We start from the raw sequence: 1,265 nt of genomic DNA, 5'->3' as shown, positions 1-1,265 counted from the left end.
GGAGGCCGCGCAGTTGGGGTTCAGGGAAATGGACAGGGGCGGCCCGGTGGAGTCCGCTGTTGAACTGCGCAAGTTCATCGAATGCCTCCACGAAGTGCCCGGGAACATTCACCGGGCCAATGCCTTGCAGGCCAGGATTGCCCGGGCGGCCCGGGGCCGGAAGCCGGGTCCGGGAAGGCTGGCGGCCGGGTTTGTGCGAAGCCAGCTGGACCGGGTCCGGTGGCGGTTATGGGCCATGACGGGAATCTCGTGACTACCCTCAGCGGCCAGGACCGCACACTGGGCAACCGGGCTGCGAGCGCCACGCTTTGGGGCGGCGTCAACATGGCCTTGGGCAGGATTGTCCAATTTGCCACCACCATCATCGTGGCCCGGATGATTGCTCCAGAGCACTTCGGGGCATTGGCGGTGGCTATTGTTGTCCAGACCATCGCAACGAACATGGCCGAGCTTGGTGCGACTGCGGCTTTGGCGCGCGGCACAGGGGATCCGGACAGGATTGCCCCTACGGTCTTCTCCATTGCGTTGGTAACGAGCGGTGTCATGACGGCGGCGGCGATCGCCTTGGCACCTGCCTTGGCGGCAGCCTTTGATGACCCGGCTGCGACGCCCGTGATCCAGGTACTCTCCCTCACCATCCTCATTCAAGGTGTTGGTGCCGTTCCTTCGACCATGGTGTGGCGGGAGTTCCTGCAAAAGCCGAGGGTCGTCGTCGACCTCTGCAGCCTGGTCACCGTCTTGGTACTGGTGGTGCCGATGGCGCTGGACGGTTGGGGAGCGATGGCGCTCGCCTGGTCCAGGGTCGGCGGGCAGCTGGTGGCCATGGCGGGCTACTGGATCATTACGCCCAAGAGGTTCGGCCCTGGGTTTGACCGGACGGTTGCTGTGGAAGTTCTGCGGCTGGGCATGCCGCTGGCCATGGCCAACCTGGTGGTGTTCGTGACGCTGAACGTGGACTACCTACTGATTGGCCGGATGCTGGATCCGACGGCGCTTGGCTTGTATCTGCTCGCTTTCAATCTGGCGGGGTTGCCGAGCGCCGTCATCACTTCGGTGATCAGGGCAACTGCCGTTCCGGTTTTCGGCCGCCTGTATACGGAGGGCGGGCTGGGGCTGCTGGCTGGCCGGTTCGTGGCTGGGGTTGCCTACGTCGCTTTTCCGATTTCGGCGCTGGTTGTTGGTTTGGCCCACCCACTGGTCCTGGCCATTTTTGGTTCCAGGTGGGAGCCGGCGTCGGTCGCCTTGGCAACTTTGGGGGTCTTCGG

Annotated in this window: 2 protein-coding genes; both read left to right on the top strand. The window is 64.3% G+C overall.

The features are described 5' to 3' along the window. The coding region (locus tag HP499_RS24380; protein ID WP_216660292.1) for a hypothetical protein at positions 1 to 253 on the top strand (253 nt) is incomplete at its 5' end. After that, the coding region (locus HP499_RS24375; protein ID WP_172326592.1) for an oligosaccharide flippase family protein at positions 250 to 1,265 on the top strand (1,016 nt) is incomplete at its 3' end. The genes HP499_RS24380 and HP499_RS24375, both read left to right, overlap by 4 nt.

The sequence above is a fragment of the Paenarthrobacter sp. CM16 genome, from assembly GCF_013179505.1.
Lineage (GTDB): Bacteria > Actinomycetota > Actinomycetes > Actinomycetales > Micrococcaceae > Arthrobacter.
This window is presented reverse-complemented; position numbering and strand designations above follow the sequence as displayed.